This is a genomic window from Paraburkholderia strydomiana (genome assembly GCF_046030495.1).
GTDB classification, from domain to species: Bacteria; Pseudomonadota; Gammaproteobacteria; order Burkholderiales; family Burkholderiaceae; genus Paraburkholderia; species Paraburkholderia strydomiana_A.
In genome coordinates this window covers 391,897-407,297 of sequence record NZ_JAQQCJ010000001.1, presented here as the reverse complement: position 1 = coordinate 407,297, position 15,401 = coordinate 391,897, and the positions used below count along the sequence as shown (strand labels likewise).

Here is a 15,401-nt window from a genome sequence, read left to right as displayed (position 1 = left end):
AAATGAAAAAGATCGCAGTGGCGTTGGTGATGGTGGGAAGTCTGAGCGTGGCCGGGCAAGCTTCGGCTCACGGTCATGGCGGTGGCGACGTGGTGGGTGCGCTGATTGGCGGCGCCGTCCTCGGCGCGGTGGTGAGTTCCGTGCTGACGCCCGCGCCAGTGGTGGCTTACCAGCAGCCTGTCTATGCGCAGCCGGCTTATCAACCCGCTCCGGTCTATGCGGGGCCGCCGCCGGGGTACTGCTATGACCCGTACCAGCGCGGCTATGTCGCCTGCGCAGCGCCGCCGCCGGCGCAGTACGGATACGGGCAACCTCAACCGCAACCGGGCTGGTAATCGTCCGAGAGCCGCGCAGTCCATCCGCGCCGCAGAAAAAAGGCCGTCGCTCGATGCGACGGCCTTTGCATTTGATGCACCGCTCAGCGTTTGCTCAATGTTTCTGATGCAGCCATTCAGCGTAGTGCGTATCGAGCCAGCGCTCGAGCCTCGGCGGCTTCGTATTGCGGTGGTAGAGGGACGCCGCCCAGATGGCAAGGCCGATCACGATCATGACGGCAGGCCCCAGCAAATAAGCGATCAACGATTCAGGCATCGGAACCTCCGTATCGGCTTGCATCGATGCTTCAGTTTAGGCGATGGGAATCAGGGAAAGAAGGACAGTGTGAAGCGATTAGGCGCCGTGCTTTACGCCGGACAAAAGCTCACCTTTGAAACCTCGCGTCGAAATTTATTTTTCATTCAGATCATTGAGTTGCCTATGGCGATGATCGAGTTGTGTACCTAAAAATGACGGACGCAAAGGGTGAAAACGTTCCTCAGACCGTACGGCTTGCAGCATGCCGCGCGGTTTCAAGCTGTTGATCGACGAAGTTCGCCCAGCCTTGAAGGATTCGACGCTGCTGCTCCGCTTTGCCGTCTTGCGATAGACCCTCTGAAGCAAGCGCGGATACGGCGTCGAGCGTGTCCTCTCTCTGCGCGAGTTCGCGCACATGCGTCGACGCTGTGCGCCGGAAGTCATGCAGCACGAAATGTTCAACCTCGAGGCCGAGCGCTTTGACCGCCTGATTCAATGTGCTCTTCGCGATGGGCCGATCGTCGCCCCGGACGCTCGGGAATACGAACTGTCGGCTGGCCTTGGCGCGGTGAAGCTCGCGCAGCATCGAGACAGCCTGATGCGGCAGATAGACGACGCGGTCCCGGCCCATGTTCAGACGCGCGGCGGGAATCGTCCATAGCGCGTTGTCCAAATCGAATTCGGCCCACGTCGAGTCCACCAGATCCGATTTGCGCACCATCGTCAGCACCAGCAGATGCAGCGCCAGCTTCAGGGGACGGCGAATGCTCGACGCGTCGATCGCGCGCAGCATGCCGCCGATTTCTACGCCGGAGAGCACGCGCGTGCGGCTCTCGAAGGTGGCGATGGAGCGCGCCGGAACGACCTCGGCCGGGTTGCCGGTCGCGAGCTGGCGGGCCATCAGGTAGGCATAGAGGCGCTTGACCACGTTACGCGTGTGGAGCGCCATTTTCGGCGAGCCCCGGCTTTTGATCCGCTCGCAGATTTCGACGATGTCGCCCGCGGTGACCGCGTTGATCGGCTTGCCGCCGATCGCGGGCAATACGTCCTTGTCGAGCGCGCGCCGGGTGGTGCGGCGATATTCGGCCGATTTGCCGGCCATGGCGGTGGCGAGGTAGAGGTCGGCGGCTTCGCGCAGCACGTCCGCCTTGCTTTCGGCGCCGCGATCGCGCCGGGCGGTGGCGACCGGCGAGATACCTTGGGCGACCATCTCCGCGTATTTCTGCGCCTTGGCCCGCGCGACGCGCAGCGAGATCATCCGGTAGTCGCCGATGGTCGCGAGCGGCTGGCGTTTGCCGTTCAGCGTGTAGCGAAAGCGCCAGACCTTGGTGCCGGTGGTCATGACTTCGATCACAAGACCATTGCCGTCGGCAACGCAATAACGGGTAGCGCGCGGTTTGAGCGCGCGAATCTGGGATTCGGCGAGGGGGACGGCGAGGCGGGGCATGCTCGGATCGTTGATGCAAGGACAGCGGCGATTTTAGCGCTTGTGCTGGCTGTGTACCAAAGATTCGTGGGTTTTTGTGTCAACAGGGTTGAGATAGGCGACTTTCGCTGCGTGGCCTGAAAGGCGTGCAAACGCCTACCAGTCTAGGAATCCTGCAAATCTCAGTGCCACTGCTACTTGCCGATACAAAATCTACTGAAAATCACGCCCAGGAGATCGTCCGAACTGAACTCACCGGTAATCGAGTTCAACTGATCCTGTGCGAGCCGCAATTCCTCGGCGAACAGATCCAACGCCTGTGAGTTCTGATCCGCGTGCGCGGCCGCCGTCGCCAGATGTTCCTCGGCGGCCCGCAACGCAATCAGATGCCGCTCGCGCGCGAGGTACACGCTTTCCGCGCCGGCCTGCCAGCCGGCAATCCGCAGCAACTCGCCCCGCAACAGCGCGACGCCGTCACCCTGTTTCGCCGACAAGCGCACCTCGCTGAGATCGAGATCCGCGTCGAGCGCCTGGGCCGCCGGCGCGAGACCTGTCAGGTCGGTCTTGTTCAGCACACGCACTACCGGCACACCGCCGGGAAAGCGCCCGGCGATTGCTTCGTCCTCGGCAGTCATGCCGGTGCGCGCGTCGAGCAGATGCAGCACCACGTCCGCGCGCTCGATTTCGCTCCAGGTGCGCGCAATGCCGATCTTCTCCACTTCGTCTTCGGTATCGCGCAGGCCGGCGGTGTCGATCACGTGCAGCGGAATGCCTTCGATCTGGATGGTTTGCGCGACCTTGTCGCGGGTCGTGCCCGCGATCGGCGTGACGATGGCCAGCTCGGCGCCAGCCAGCGCGTTCAGCAGCGACGATTTACCGACGTTCGGCTGGCCCGCGAGGACCACGGACAAACCTTCGCGCAGCAACGCGCCCTGGCGCGCTTCGCTCAGCACGTGCGCGAGGCGTTCGCGAATGCGCGCCAGCTTGCCGCGCGCATCGGCGGCTTCGAGGAAGTCGATTTCTTCTTCCGGAAAGTCGAGCGTCGCTTCGACCAGCATGCGCAGCGTGATCACCTCTTCGACCAGCGCGTGGATGTCGCGCGAAAACGCGCCGTCGAGCGAGCGGCCGGCCGAACGCGCGGCGGCTTCGGTGCTCGCCTCGATCAGATCGGCGACGGCTTCAGCTTGCGCCAGATCGAGCTTGTCGTTCAGGAACGCGCGGCGGGTGAATTCGCCCGGTTCGGCAAGGCGCAGGCCGAAGGCGCGGCCGGCGTCGATACAGCGCTGCAATACGAGTTGCAACACGACGGGGCCGCCATGGCCCTGCAGTTCGAGTACGTGTTCGCCGGTGTACGAATGCGGCGCGGGAAAATACAGCGCGATACCCCGATCGAGCGCTTTACCGCTGTCGTCCAGAAACGGCACGTAGCTGGCGTGGCGTGGCGCGAGCGCCTGGCCGGTGAGCGCCTGCATCAGCGGCTGGGCCACCGTCTCTCCCGCGCGGCCAAACGAAATCCGCACGACACCGATGCCTCCCCGGCCGGGCGCGGTAGCAATGGCGACGATGGGATCGGAATCGGTGGTGAGCATGGGTGCGTGGAAAAAAGCGGAGAGAAGAGCGGGACGGCGCCAGTCGAACAGCGCGAGGCATTGTAACGCGGGCGCGGGTGACGACTGCGCGGCGGGCCGCGAATACGCCTGTCCCCGATTCTGGAGGCAACTTGGATTTATCTCAAATAAGCTAGGATTATTCCTACACTATCTGAGAAAAAGTGAAGTTAAATAAGACAAGAAGCGGCGTTAAAGCCCGCTGAGTAAAGAAAAATTGAAAAAAATAAAATTGCCGAAACGCTTTGTCCGGCGCGCCTCGTAAGCTAAAACTATCTCAAATACGCTAATAACAAGCCTGTCTAGTTGTCAACTCGGAGGATCCTGAATTGCACAATCTGGCCCATGCCAACCGACAAAGAAAAAGCTGCCTTCGCCAAGAGGCTGAAGGATCTGCTAGAGCCGCTCAAGATTCGCGGCGGGACTAAACTCGCCGAGCAATTCAATCTTCGCTATCACGGCGAGCGTCCCGTTACGCCGCAAACCGCGCACAAGTGGTTGACGGGTACGACGATCCCCAAGGCGGACAAGCTGCGCACGCTAGCCGAATGGTTGAACGTCAAGGAGCATTGGCTTCACTACGGACCGCCGCCCGGGTCGAGCAGCCGACCCATGGCGCGTGGCGAGAAATATCCGCCGACGCCGGAAACGATCGAACTCGCTTCGAAGATCGCGTCACTGATGCCGAAAGACCGCAACCTGGTCGAGGAAATGATCGAGCGCTTTTACGGCGAAGACACCGAGGAGTAATGGAAGAGCCGAGGCGACGTCCGAGATTCGTGCGCCCATGAAAAAAGCCGCCCGGTTTGCACCGGGCGGCTTTTTTTGTCGCTGCCTGGTCAGTCAGCGTCGGCCTGCCTCAGCCTGACGCGAGGCGGCGGGCTTTGCCGCCGCCGCCTTTCGGACAGTGCGTCAGGCAGGCTTCACCGACGACTTGCCCATCATGCGCGTGATGTAGTACTGCTGTGCGATCGACAGGACGTTATTGACGACGTAGTAGAGCACCAGACCGGCCGGGAAGAAGAAGAACATGACCGAGAACGCAATCGGCATGAACATCATCATCTTGGCCTGAACCGGGTCCGGCGGCGTCGGGTTCAGCTTGGTCTGCAGGAACATCGAGACGGCCATCAGCACCGGCAGGATGAAGAACGGGTCCTGCTGCGACAGATCGTGAATCCACAGAATCCACGGCGCGCCGCGCATTTCCACCGACGACAGCAGCACCCAGTACAGCGAGATGAACACCGGAATCTGAATCACGACCGGTAGACAGCCGCCGAACGGATTGACCTTCTCGGTCTTGTACAGCTCCATCAGCGCGGCGTTCATCTTTTGCGGATCGCCCTTGAAGCGTTCGCGCAAGGCCTGCATGCGCGGCGTGATCGCCTTCATGCGCGCCATCGACTTGTAGCTGGCGGCCGAAAGCGGGAAGAACACCGCCTTGATCAGCACCGTGAGCAGCACGATCGACCAGCCCCAGTTGCCGACGTAGCTGTGGATCTTCTCGAGCAGCCAGAACAGCGGCTTCGCGATGATCGTGACCCAGCCGTAGTCCTTCACCAGTTCCAGACCCGGCGCGATGCCTTCGAGCATGCGCTCTTCTTCCGGACCCGCGAACAGGCGCGCCGACACGTTGACCGTCTGGCCCGGCGCGATGGTCGGCAGCGGCTGCTTGACGCCCACGCGATACAGCGACGGATCGATCTTCTCGACGTAGATGTCGCGCTTCGCGCCCTGCTGCGGAATCCACGCCGACGCGAAGTAATGCTGGACCATCGCGATCCAGCCGTTGTCGGCCGAGTTCGCGTAATCCTGCTTGTTCTTGTCGATGTCGCCGAACGTCATCTTCTGGAAGTGATGCTGGTCGGTGTAGACAGCCGGTCCGATGAACGTGTGCGAGAAGCGCGGCGTTTCCACCGGCTGATCGTCACGCACCAGTTCCATATAGACCGACGGCGTCACCGGCGTGCTGCCGACGTTCTGGATCTTCGTTTCGACACCGATCACGTAGCTGCCGCGCGTGAACGTGTAGGTCTTGATGACCTTCACGCCACCCTTCTCCGGCGACTCGAAGCTCAGGCTGAACGTTTTCTCGTCACCCTTCAGTTCGGTCTGCTGATTCGGCATCAGCGTGAAGACGTCGTTGTGATTCGGGAAATCGCCGCCGAGCAGACCCGTGCGGGCCAGATACGTGTGATTGTTCGTGCGGTCGAACAGCGTGATCACCAGATCCGGCGTCTTGCCGTCGCCCTGCTTGACGAGCGAGAGCCGCGACAACGTGCCGCCGCGCGTGTCGATCTCACCGCTATAGACGTCGGTGGAGAACTTCACGAGTTGCGATTGCGTCGCCGCCGGCGCGTTGCCGGGCGCGGCTGCGTTGGTGGCCGGCAGATCGGCCGGCTGGGTTCCCGGCGTCGTGGTTCCCGGTGCGGCGCTACCGACGGTCTTGGTCGGCGTGGCGCTCGGGAAGAACATCGACGGGCGTCCGTGGTCGCGTTGCCAGTTGTCGAACAGCATGACAGCTGACATGAAAAAGATGACCCATAGGACGGTGCGTTTGATATCCATGCGTTGTCTCAGTGTCGATGGAACGGCGCGTCAGCGCTTTTCAGAAGTGGGAGGCGGGACGAGATCGATGCCGCCCGCGGAAAACGGGTGGCAGCGGCAAATACGCCTGGCGGCGAGATAAGTCCCGCGCGCGGCGCCATGATACTGGATTGCTTCGCGCGCGTAATCAGAACAGGAAGGGTAAAAACGGCACCGGTTGCCGAGCATTGGGCTCACGGCAACCTTGTAAAAACGCAATAAAGCGATGAGTACCGTTTGCATGGCTGATGCGGCCGGACGGCGCCGCGCAACGTGGAGTACCGGGTGACGCCCGCCCGGCAGGGCGGCCAAAGCGGCTTGAACTGCCGAACCTTCAATACGGGCGGTCACTTGAGCGTCATTCCGTCTTGGGCGCTTCCGCGGGCGGCGCCTCGCGACGGACAATTTCGCGCGCTGCCTTGTCGAGCAGCGCCTCGATTTCGCTGCGGCACAGCGCCTTCAACGGCGGCGACGAGGCGCTCGGCAAAGCCTTCTTGTCGAAGCGCGTGTGCAAACGCAGCAGCACATCCCAACCGCCAAATTCCGCGCGACGCAGCCGGAAGGCTTCTCGCGCAATTCGACGTACCAGATTACGCGTGGCCGCGCGCGGCGCATACTTTTTGCCGATCACGAGGCCCAAGCGCGCGTCGTTGCCGGTAGGCCGGCCGTACACCACGAAGTGCGCGGTGCGGCGCCACGGGCGCAAACGAAAAACGGATGAAAATTCATCCGTTTTCAGTAGCCTTGCGGCTTTGGGAAAGGCGGCGTGCGCTCGCAACGGAACCGAGCCCGGTTGCTGCGCCCCAGCCGCTCCCGCTTCGCCGCGGGCTTCGGTCACAGCGCGCAATCCGCTCGCCTTAGATGGCGAGGCGCTTGCGGCCCTTCGCGCGACGTGCGTTGATGACCTTGCGGCCGCCAGCGGTCTTCATGCGAACGCGAAAGCCGTGGGTGCGCTTGCGACGGGTAACGGAAGGTTGGTAAGTACGTTTCATGTTGCTCTCACTTGATCGAAAAAAAACCGCGCGAGCATCGCTGAAAGCGCAATGGCCGGAGGTTTACTGAAATTGGTTTTCGCGGAACCCGCTATTTAAACCGCTTTTCCGTTGGCCGTCAATAGTTTAGCCAGGTTCGGCCGCGGACCGGGCCTCCTTCGCCAGATGATCCGTCCCTGTGGATAACTCCCTTTTGGGTCCGTTTTGGCGTTAGAATCTCGCCTTACTTCCCAAAAATCCTGCACGCCGCTCCGGCTCGCTTGCCCCGCAAACCCTTGTGGCACAAGCGCCTGGAGCCGTTACGCCTGGCTGCTCAGGGCCTTGTTGCGCGCGCGCGACAAGGGCAGCGGCGACCGCCGTGCACACCATAACGACAGCAACTCGATGAACGATTTCTGGCAACACTGTTCCGCATTGCTGGAGCGTGAGCTTACGCCCCAGCAGTACGTGACGTGGATCAAACCGTTGGCCCCGGTCGCCTTCGACGCCGCTGCGAACACGCTTAGCATCGCCGCGCCGAACCGCTTCAAGCTCGACTGGGTCAAGAGCCAGTTCTCCGGCCGCATCGCGGATATGGCCCGCGATTTCTGGCAAGCCCCGGTCGACGTGCAATTCGTGCTGGATCCGAAAGCCGGCATGCGCGCCCTCGCGCCAGCGCCTGCGCCTACTCGACCGGCTTCGTCCGCGCCGATGGGCGGCGGCCATTCCGGCGGCGGCGCCGCAGTGGATGCGGCGGTCGGCGCCGTGCAGGCGGCGCAAATGGCCCGCGCCAACCATGCGATGGCCACACAAAACGCCAACGCCCGCGCGGCTGCCGAAGACGCCGCCGACCTCGATCTGCCGAGTCTCGACGCAAACGAAGCCGCTGCCGCACGCCGCACCTGGCGTCCGGGCCAGAGCGCTGGTTCGAGCAGCAGCGGCGAAAACGACTCGATGTACGAGCGCTCGAAGCTGAACCCGGTTCTGACCTTCGACAACTTCGTGACCGGCAAGGCCAACCAACTGGCGCGCGCCGCGGCGATTCAGGTTGCGGACAACCCCGGCATCTCGTACAACCCGCTGTTCCTGTATGGCGGCGTGGGTCTGGGCAAGACCCACCTGATCCACGCAATCGGCAACCAGCTTCTGATGGACAAGGCCGGCGCGCGGATTCGCTACATCCACGCGGAACAGTACGTGTCCGACGTGGTGAAGGCGTACCAGCGCAAGGCGTTCGACGATTTCAAGCGCTACTACCACTCGCTCGACCTGCTGCTGATCGACGATATTCAGTTCTTTTCCGGCAAGTCGCGCACGCAGGAAGAATTCTTCTACGCGTTCGAGGCGCTGGTCGCGAACAAGGCGCAGGTGATCATCACCAGCGACACGTATCCGAAGGAAATTTCGGGGATCGACGACCGCCTGATCTCGCGCTTCGACTCGGGCCTCACGGTCGCGATCGAGCCGCCCGAGCTGGAAATGCGCGTCGCGATTCTGATGCGCAAGGCGCAGTCGGAGTTCGTCAGCCTGAACGAGGACGTCGCGTTCTTCGTCGCCAAGCACTTGCGCTCGAACGTCCGCGAGCTCGAAGGCGCGCTGCGCAAGATCCTCGCGTACTCGAAGTTCCACGGCCGCGAAATCACGATCGAACTGACCAAAGAAGCGCTGAAAGACCTGCTGACGGTGCAGAACCGGCAGATTTCGGTGGAGAACATCCAGAAGACCGTGGCTGATTTCTACAGCATCAAGGTCGCTGACATGTATTCGAAAAAACGACCGGCGAACATCGCGCGGCCGCGGCAGATCGCGATGTACCTGGCGAAGGAGCTGACCCAGAAGAGCCTGCCGGAAATCGGCGAGTTGTTCGGCGGACGCGACCACACGACCGTGCTGCACGCGGTGCGCAAAATTGCCGACGAACGCAGCAAGGACGCCCAGCTGAACCACGAGCTGCACGTGCTGGAGCAAACGCTTAAGGGCTAAGCGGGCCGGACGGAAAAATCGACCTGTTTATTTCCAAACTCGCCCCCATTTTAGTGAGGCGGTTCCATTTTCAGGCACAATACAGGTTTAACCGCCCGGCGGCCGCGGGCGGATTTCACGCCGTGACGGGCGCTGCGTGGCGCCGGCGGGGAGCCACGGCTGCATGCTGCAAAGCTTACCTGGCAAGGCGCGCAGGCCGTTATATCAACGAAGGAACTCTATGCAACTGGTCAAGACCGAACGCGATAACCTCCTCAGGCCGCTGCAAACTGTGAGCGGCATCGTCGAACGCCGCCATACGTTGCCGATCCTCGCCAATTTGCTGATTACCAAGAACGGCCCTGATGTGTCGTTCCTGTCGACCGACCTCGAATTGCAGATCACCACGCGTGCCGATTTCGGCGTGGGCGGCGATTCGGTGGCGACCACGGTGGCAGCACGAAAGCTCCTCGACATTCTGCGCGCGATGCCCGACGGGCAAGTCACGCTCACTTTGAACGACAAGCGCCTGACCGTGCAATCCGGCAAGAGCCGCTTTGCGCTGCAAACGCTCGCCGCGGACGAATTCCCGACGGTCGCGCAAGCTAAAGACTACGGCGCGAACCTCGTGGTTCCCCAGAAGACGTTCCGCCAGTTGCTAGGCATGGTCCATTTTTCGATGGCCCAGCAGGACATCCGCTACTACCTGAACGGCATGCTGCTGGTGGTGGACGGCGACCAGCTGATGGCGGTCGCCACCGATGGCCACCGTCTGGCGTTCTCGTCGATGAAGATCGAAGGTTCGTTCACGCGCCAGGAAGTGATCATTCCGCGCAAGACGATTCTGGAACTGCAGCGTCTGCTGGAAGACATCGACGACACGCTGAAGATCGACATCGCGCAAACGCAGGTGAAGTTCACGTTTGGCCAGGTCGAACTGGTGTCGAAGCTGGTGGAAGGCAAGTTCCCCGACTTCCAGCGTGTGATCCCGAAGTCGCATAAGAACCAATTCCTGATTGGCCGCGAAGAGCTGCAACGTTCGCTGCAACGCGCGGCAATCTTGACGTCGGACAAATTCAAGGGCGTGCGCTGCATCATCGAGCCGGGCCAGTTGAAGATCATGTCCACCAACGCCGATCAGGAAGAGGCGCAGGAAGAACTGGAAATCGCGTACGACGGCGACAGCGTCGATATCGGGTTCAACGTCACGTATCTGCTCGACGTGCTCGCGAACCTGAAGGTCGACATGTTGCAAGTGAGCCTGGGCGACGCCAGCTCCAGCGCGTTGATCACGATTCCCGAGAACGACGAATTCAAATACGTGGTGATGCCGATGCGCATCTGACGCGTCCAACACCTAGAACACACCAAGGGGCGCAGCGCCCCTTTGGCGTTTTTATGGCGTTTTGAAAAGTCCCGAGCAGCAACCTTGCAGTAACGCAGAACCGGAAAAAATCCATGACTGAAACGAACAATACGCAACCCGACAACAGCTACGGCGCCTCGTCCATTCAGATCCTCGAAGGTCTGGAGGCTGTGCGCAAGCGGCCGGGGATGTACATCGGGGATACATCGGATGGCACCGGTTTGCACCACCTCGTGTTCGAGGTGCTCGACAACTCGATCGACGAGGCGTTGGCCGGGCACTGCAACGACATCCAGGTGATCATTCACGCGGACAACTCCATCTCGATCACCGACAACGGCCGCGGCGTGCCGACCGGTCTGAAGATGGACGACAAGCACGACCCGAAGCGTAGCGCCGCCGAAATCGTGATGACCGAACTGCACGCCGGCGGCAAGTTCGACCAGAACAGCTACAAGGTGTCTGGCGGTCTGCACGGCGTGGGCGTGTCGTGCGTGAACGCGCTCTCCGCGTGGCTGCGCCTGACCGTGCGCCGCGATGGCAAGAAGCACTTCATGGAATTCCACCGTGGCGTGCCGCAGAACCGCTTGATCGAAGAGATCGACGGCGTTGCCGTGTCGCCGATTCCGGTGGTAGGCGATACCGAGAACCGAGGTACTGAAGTGCACTTCATGGCCGACGAGACGATCTTCGGCAATGTCGAATATCACTACGACATTCTGGCCAAGCGGATTCGCGAACTGTCGTTCCTGAATAACGGCGTGCGCATTCGCCTGACGGATCAGCGCAGCGGCAAGGAAGAAGATTTCGCGTTCGTCGGCGGCGTGAAGGGTTTTGTCGAGTACATCAACAAGAACAAGGCCGTACTGCACCCGAACATTTTCCACATCAGTGGCGAGAAGGACGGCGTCGGCGTGGAAGTGGCGATGCAGTGGAACGACAGCTACAACGAAAACGTGCTGTGCTTCACGAACAACATTCCGCAGCGCGACGGCGGCACGCACCTGACCGGGTTGCGTGCGGCGATGACGCGCGTGTTGAACAAGTACATCAACGATCACGAAGTCGCGAAGAAGGCCAAGGTCGAAACCTCCGGCGACGACATGCGTGAAGGGCTCTCGTGCGTGCTTTCCGTGAAGGTGCCGGAGCCGAAGTTCAGCGCGCAGACGAAGGACAAGCTGGTGTCGTCGGAAGTGCGCGCGCCGGTGGAAGACGTGGTCGCGAAGGCGCTTGAGGAATTCCTGCTGGAAACGCCGAACGACGCGAAGATCATTTGCGGCAAGATCGTCGATGCGGCGCGCGCGCGCGATGCGGCTCGCAAGGCGCGCGAAATGACGCGTCGTAAGGGCGTGCTCGACGGCGTCGGTTTGCCAGGGAAGCTCGCGGATTGTCAGGAGAAGGATCCGGCGAAGTCCGAGATTTATATCGTCGAGGGCGACTCGGCAGGCGGCTCGGCGAAGCAGGGGCGTGACCGGAAGTTTCAGGCGATCTTGCCGCTGCGCGGCAAGGTGCTCAATGTGGAGAAGGCGCGCTATGACAAGCTGCTTTCTTCGGAGCAGATCGTGACGCTGATTACCGCGTTGGGTTGCGGGATTGGCAAGGACGATTACAACCTCGATAAGCTGCGTTATCACCGCATCATCATCATGACCGATGCTGACGTCGACGGTGCGCACATTCGGACACTGTTGCTGACGTTCTTCTATCGTCAGATGCCGGACATGATCGAGCGTGGGTATATCTACATCGCGCAACCGCCGCTTTTCAAGATCAAGGCGGGTAAGGACGAGCGGTATCTGAAGGATGAGGCCGAGGTCAATGCTCACATTCTGAAGCTCGCGCTGCAAGGGTCGGAGCTGGTGGCTTCGGAAGGCGCTACGCCTATTACCGGCGATGCATTGGGTGAATTGGCTCGGGCTTATCTGCTTGCTCAGGCCGTGGTGAATCGTTTGAGCCGGTTGTATGACGCCGGTGCGCTTGAGGCTGTGATGGATGGGGTGGTGGTCGACCTCACCAGTGAAGCGGCGGCCGAGGCTTCGGCCAAGGCACTCGAGGCCAAGCTGCGCGACGATGCACTGAAGCCCGAGGTGACGGTCACCACGATGTATGACCCGGTGCGTGAACTGCGCTCGCTGCGCGTCGCTCGTACTCACCACGGTAATCAGAAGATTTCCGTGTTCGATGAAGAGTTTCAGTTGACCGCGGATTATCAGCAGTTGATCAATACCGCCAATACGTTCAAGGGGTTGATTGGCGTTGGCGCGGTGATCAAGCGTGGTGAGCGGAGTATGGCGGTTAGCGACTTCAAGAGCGCGATGAAGTGGTTGCTGGCTGATGCTGAACGTAACGTTTCCAAGCAGCGCTATAAGGGTCTCGGTGAGATGAATCCTGAGCAGCTTTGGGAGACGACGATGGATCCGACCGTGCGTCGTTTGCTTCGTGTGCAGATTGAGGATGCTATTGCGGCTGATGGTATTTTCACGACGCTCATGGGGGATGATGTGGAGCCGCGGCGGGCTTTCATCGAGTCGAATGCGTTGAGGGCGGGGAATATTGATGTTTGAGGGGAATCTTCTCGCCTAGGGCGTCGGAGCAATTGCGACTGGCGCCATAGTTGCGGCTAGTACGACCCAATTAATACGACGTAGTCCGAGAACCCCGCAGCCATCAGGCTCGCGGGGTTTTTTATTGTCCGAGTAGTCCGAATCGAACCAGCGACATCCAGCGTATTCACGGATATCCACGGCCGGGACACGTGAGATCTTCTGAGAGATCGAATTACGGACCCTGAGCGGGCCCGGTAGCCACGCTGCAGACATCTATAAGGGACCGCACGAGCGGTCCTCTAGTTTTCAAACAGACGCGAACTGTATCAACTGCTCTTAGGTGTCCGGCGCTGCCGTATCTCTTTCGGCGCCATTTGCCTGCCAGCAATGGTGTAGTTGCTATCCGTCCTAATCGCGATTTGGCCTAACCTGTAATCAACCCGAAAGAGCACGGGTTGACCGGGCTGGAAGCTGCTCCAGTACAAAGAAATACTCTCGCTTTTTTCCCCGCATGCGCGACGCGGTTTAAGATTGGCATTAGCCATAGTCAACTCCTAGCGGTCTTCCTCGCGCGAATTGCGCACTGCCGTTCCATTGACTCCAACACGTGTCATAACGCCCTCTACCTGATTCTTAAGAATCAACGCATCGAGCAACTCACGCACGATCAGACGCTGCTGCTCTGTCATACGCGAGACTGTCTCAAATTGATATCGCAACGTTTCATCAGGCCCACGATCGTCCTGATCGAAGGCCAGTGCATCAGCACTAACGCCAAGCGCAATCGCCAGCCTGCGAATCACATCGATCGAAGGTTGCGAGACCCCACCCTCATAACGTCGAACCTGTAGCACTGTCAGGCCAACGGCATCGGACAGGGCTATGTGAGTGAGGCCGCGCGCCTTGCGCAACGCGGCCAAGCGCTCGCGAAATTCCATGTTTAAAACTTAGGAAAGCAAAGCATTGCAGTATCACCATGGGTATCGCAAAGATATCGATTTTGGCGCTCTTTGATCACGCGCTGTCAAAGGGCGACTTGAACCCGTCGGGCAACAATCTGAACAGTCTGAGAACGAGGACCTCCCACCAACGCCCCCAAACTTATCCACATCCCCCTCTGGACAACTTTTGTAAAAACCCCCTGGCACCTTGTGGGCGAAACTTTGATAAGCCTGCAGGTTAACCAGGCCGCACAAAAGTTTTCCCTGGCTTCGCCTTCCTGTCCGCCCTTATTCCGCAGGCTTATGGTTTACGCAGCCCTTTGATCCGTAAACGAAGTTTCAAGTTATCCACAGCCAGGTGCGATGCTTGTTAACTATTACTACGTATACATATACAAAGACTATAAAAACCAGAGAGGCAGGCAGGTAGCACGCTGCGTATACATGCATAAGCACGCACAAACGCTTTCCCCCACGCCGTAAACCCTCAAACCAACGGTAAACAGATTTCGGTAAGCAACTCCGCAGGCGCAGTCTCCTTCGGGCTATTCAAATACTCCTCGAACACCGGCGCATCCGCCGCTTCACGCCCCGACTGCACAAGCCACGTCCCATACAACCACTCATACGCCGCCCGCATATCGCTATACGGACCCTTATGCCGCAACACCGCGTATTCCCCGCCTTTAACATGCGCAACTGAAACCGGCGGACTCACCGTCACCGCCACTTGCAGCGGATGCGGCAACAACACCCCAGCCTTCGAGCGCAACGCGTTTTCATCGACCACCCCGGGATCATCGAAGTAAATCCCGATCATGCGCATCTCCGCCGCCAGCAAATTATGTTGAGCGAGCCACCCGAACAAAGCATCGAACGCTTTGCCGATCTGCATATACGGCCCCACATGATCCACCGACAAAACCTCAAGCGGCTCCACAGAACGAATCACCACTTCGCGCATTGTCATTTGACCGTCTCCTGAAAGCGCCGGACGAAACCGGCAATGCGTGCCTTGCTTGCGATACTGTGCTGGCGGCACGCCCAACACCGCACGAAACGTGCGCGAAAAAGACTGCAAACTGCTGTAGCCCGAGCGCTCGGCGATCTCCGCAATCGGCATCGAACCGTTCGCGAGATACCCCGCCGCGCGATGCAATCGCAAGCGGCGCACCGTTGTCGCGACCGTCTCGCCATACATCGCCTGATAAATCCGATGCCAGTGATACGGCGACAGACACGCAATGTCCGCCAAACGCCCGATATCGAGTGGTTCATCGAGATGGTCGTAAATATGGTCGAGCACGCGCGCGAGCCGCGTTTCGTATCGAACCCGATTGCCTGATTCATTCATGAATGACCCGGCCGACAAAAAGCACCACAAATGGAAAAACAAAAGTATCACGCCCCCGTTTACCAA

General features: G+C 60.2%; 14 protein-coding genes. 5 read left to right on the top strand and 9 right to left on the bottom strand.

The window, feature by feature from the left end:
- Nucleotides 1-2: 2 nt before the first annotated feature.
- Nucleotides 3-335, top strand: coding sequence for an ecotin precursor (locus tag PQQ53_RS01875; RefSeq protein ID WP_408139817.1), 333 nt, complete (start codon nt 3-5; stop codon nt 333-335).
- Between the two features lie 94 nt (nt 336-429).
- Here PQQ53_RS01875 and PQQ53_RS01870 read toward each other — a convergent pair whose 3' ends face one another.
- The 3 genes from PQQ53_RS01870 to mnmE all read right to left on the bottom strand — a co-directional run bounded on the left by PQQ53_RS01870 (nt 430) and on the right by mnmE (nt 3,588).
- The gene (locus PQQ53_RS01870; protein ID WP_408152842.1) at nt 430-615 is read right to left on the bottom strand and encodes a hypothetical protein; all 186 of its coding nucleotides are present in this window, start codon (nt 613-615) and stop codon (nt 430-432) included.
- Nucleotides 616-814: 199 nt separating this feature from the next.
- A complete protein-coding gene (locus PQQ53_RS01865) occupies nt 815-2,020 on the bottom strand; it encodes a tyrosine-type recombinase/integrase (RefSeq protein ID WP_408323176.1) in 1,206 nt (401 codons plus the stop codon).
- A gap of 173 nt (nt 2,021-2,193) precedes the next feature.
- The gene (gene mnmE / locus PQQ53_RS01860) at nt 2,194-3,588 is read right to left on the bottom strand and encodes a tRNA uridine-5-carboxymethylaminomethyl(34) synthesis GTPase MnmE (RefSeq protein ID WP_408139811.1); all 1,395 of its coding nucleotides are present in this window, start codon (nt 3,586-3,588) and stop codon (nt 2,194-2,196) included.
- Between the two features lie 363 nt (nt 3,589-3,951).
- Between mnmE and PQQ53_RS01855 the strand changes: the two genes are divergently transcribed.
- Nucleotides 3,952-4,356: an XRE family transcriptional regulator gene (locus tag PQQ53_RS01855; protein ID WP_408139810.1), complete on the top strand. Its 405-nt coding sequence runs from the start codon at nt 3,952-3,954 to the stop codon at nt 4,354-4,356.
- Nucleotides 4,357-4,518: 162 nt separating this feature from the next.
- Here the strand turns inward: PQQ53_RS01855 and yidC are convergent, their stop codons facing one another.
- The 4 genes from yidC to rpmH all read right to left on the bottom strand — a co-directional run bounded on the left by yidC (nt 4,519) and on the right by rpmH (nt 7,187).
- Nucleotides 4,519-6,177 carry a membrane protein insertase YidC gene (yidC, locus tag PQQ53_RS01850; RefSeq protein WP_408139808.1) on the bottom strand — a complete coding sequence of 553 codons (1,659 nt, stop codon included), beginning with the start codon at nt 6,175-6,177 and terminating at the stop codon, nt 4,519-4,521.
- Nucleotides 6,178-6,207: 30 nt separating this feature from the next.
- Nucleotides 6,208-6,438, bottom strand: coding sequence for a membrane protein insertion efficiency factor YidD (gene yidD / locus PQQ53_RS01845; RefSeq protein WP_007180115.1), 231 nt, complete (start codon nt 6,436-6,438; stop codon nt 6,208-6,210).
- A 115-nt stretch (nt 6,439-6,553) separates the two neighbouring features.
- On the bottom strand, nt 6,554-7,033 hold the full coding sequence (locus PQQ53_RS01840) for a ribonuclease P protein component (protein WP_408139807.1): 480 nt from the start codon (nt 7,031-7,033) through the stop codon (nt 6,554-6,556).
- A 19-nt stretch (nt 7,034-7,052) separates the two neighbouring features.
- Nucleotides 7,053-7,187, bottom strand: a complete 135-nt coding sequence (rpmH, locus tag PQQ53_RS01835; protein WP_004198824.1) for a 50S ribosomal protein L34 — start codon at nt 7,185-7,187, stop codon at nt 7,053-7,055.
- A 384-nt stretch (nt 7,188-7,571) separates the two neighbouring features.
- Here rpmH and dnaA point away from each other — a divergent pair, with 384 nt between their 5' ends.
- The 3 genes from dnaA (at nt 7,572) to gyrB (ending at nt 13,058) form a co-directional block, all read left to right on the top strand.
- Nucleotides 7,572-9,149, top strand: coding sequence for a chromosomal replication initiator protein DnaA (gene dnaA, locus PQQ53_RS01830; RefSeq protein ID WP_408139806.1), 1,578 nt, complete (start codon nt 7,572-7,574; stop codon nt 9,147-9,149).
- Nucleotides 9,150-9,369: 220 nt separating this feature from the next.
- Complete coding sequence (gene dnaN / locus PQQ53_RS01825; RefSeq protein WP_408139804.1) at nt 9,370-10,473, top strand: DNA polymerase III subunit beta; 1,104 nt, start codon at nt 9,370-9,372, stop codon at nt 10,471-10,473.
- Nucleotides 10,474-10,586: 113 nt separating this feature from the next.
- Nucleotides 10,587-13,058, top strand: coding sequence for a DNA topoisomerase (ATP-hydrolyzing) subunit B (gene gyrB / locus PQQ53_RS01820; RefSeq protein WP_408139802.1), 2,472 nt, complete (start codon nt 10,587-10,589; stop codon nt 13,056-13,058).
- Between the two features lie 536 nt (nt 13,059-13,594).
- Here gyrB and PQQ53_RS01815 read toward each other — a convergent pair.
- Together PQQ53_RS01815 and PQQ53_RS01810 are read right to left on the bottom strand one after the other, a co-directional pair.
- On the bottom strand, nt 13,595-13,978 hold the full coding sequence (locus PQQ53_RS01815; RefSeq protein ID WP_408323175.1) for a helix-turn-helix domain-containing protein: 384 nt from the start codon (nt 13,976-13,978) through the stop codon (nt 13,595-13,597).
- A gap of 490 nt (nt 13,979-14,468) precedes the next feature.
- Nucleotides 14,469-15,335: an AraC family transcriptional regulator gene (locus PQQ53_RS01810; protein WP_408323276.1), complete on the bottom strand. Its 867-nt coding sequence runs from the start codon at nt 15,333-15,335 to the stop codon at nt 14,469-14,471.
- Between the last annotated feature and the right edge of the window lie 66 nt (nt 15,336-15,401).

What these genes read in the sequence shown, in the direction of transcription:
- PQQ53_RS01855 (WP_408139810.1), top strand. Translation starts at nt 3,952, where the DNA reads ATGCCAACCGACAAAGAAAAAGCTGCCTTCGCCAAGAGGCTGAAGGAT.
- PQQ53_RS01815 (WP_408323175.1), bottom strand. Translation starts at nt 13,978, where the DNA reads ATGGAATTTCGCGAGCGCTTGGCCGCGTTGCGCAAGGCGCGCGGCCTC.
- yidD (WP_007180115.1), bottom strand. Translation starts at nt 6,438, where the DNA reads ATGCAAACGGTACTCATCGCTTTATTGCGTTTTTACAAGGTTGCCGTG.
- dnaN (WP_408139804.1), top strand. Translation starts at nt 9,370, where the DNA reads ATGCAACTGGTCAAGACCGAACGCGATAACCTCCTCAGGCCGCTGCAA.
- PQQ53_RS01810 (WP_408323276.1), bottom strand. Translation starts at nt 15,335, where the DNA reads ATGAATGAATCAGGCAATCGGGTTCGATACGAAACGCGGCTCGCGCGC.
- mnmE (WP_408139811.1), bottom strand. Translation starts at nt 3,588, where the DNA reads ATGCTCACCACCGATTCCGATCCCATCGTCGCCATTGCTACCGCGCCC.
- PQQ53_RS01870 (WP_408152842.1), bottom strand. Translation starts at nt 615, where the DNA reads ATGCAAGCCGATACGGAGGTTCCGATGCCTGAATCGTTGATCGCTTAT.
- PQQ53_RS01865 (WP_408323176.1), bottom strand. Translation starts at nt 2,020, where the DNA reads ATGCCCCGCCTCGCCGTCCCCCTCGCCGAATCCCAGATTCGCGCGCTC.
- PQQ53_RS01875 (WP_408139817.1), top strand. Translation starts at nt 3, where the DNA reads ATGAAAAAGATCGCAGTGGCGTTGGTGATGGTGGGAAGTCTGAGCGTG.
- rpmH (WP_004198824.1), bottom strand. Translation starts at nt 7,187, where the DNA reads ATGAAACGTACTTACCAACCTTCCGTTACCCGTCGCAAGCGCACCCAC.
- yidC (WP_408139808.1), bottom strand. Translation starts at nt 6,177, where the DNA reads ATGGATATCAAACGCACCGTCCTATGGGTCATCTTTTTCATGTCAGCT.
- dnaA (WP_408139806.1), top strand. Translation starts at nt 7,572, where the DNA reads ATGAACGATTTCTGGCAACACTGTTCCGCATTGCTGGAGCGTGAGCTT.
- gyrB (WP_408139802.1), top strand. Translation starts at nt 10,587, where the DNA reads ATGACTGAAACGAACAATACGCAACCCGACAACAGCTACGGCGCCTCG.